At 68.4% G+C, this 494-nt stretch carries 1 protein-coding gene; it reads left to right on the top strand.

The genetic code is table 11. From position 1 onward, the window contains the following. Positions 1-494 (top strand): type VI secretion system Vgr family protein (locus AC4HNJ_RS21600; protein ID WP_490481681.1); only part of this gene is annotated, 494 nt, incomplete at both ends.

Below are 494 nucleotides of genomic sequence, written 5' to 3'. Positions count from 1 at the left end.
TGATGTCGGTCAACCTGATTCGCACCCAGTCCGACAACTCGATGACGATGCAGGACTTGCACGGCAAGGAGTACGTCCAGTTCAGCACGCCGCACTCCGGCCTCACCCGGTTCACGATGGGCAACATCGTCGGCGACACCTGGGTGGATGGCCGGCATCCGCAGCGCGGCGAAGGGTTTGAGTTGCGCACCGGCGGTGCCGGCGCGGTGCGGGCCAAGGGGTTGCTGTTCACCACCGAAGACCAGCCGCGTGCGCAGGGGCCGCACCTGGAGGCACAGGCGGCGCAGCGCCTGCTCGAGGAAGCGCTGCAGCTGAGCGCGTCGCTCGCCGACACGGCCCGGGCGGCGCAAACGGTAGCGGCCGATTACGCGCGCCAGAAAGCCTTGCTCGACACCCTGCTCCACCAGCTCACGCAAGGCGGCTTGCTGGCGAGTGCGACCGCCGGCATGGGCCTGGTCTCCGGCGCCGACCTGCAGGTGAGCGCGCATAAAAAC

Source organism: Dyella sp. SYSU CM1112 (assembly GCF_058216415.1).
This window is presented reverse-complemented; position numbering and strand designations above follow the sequence as displayed.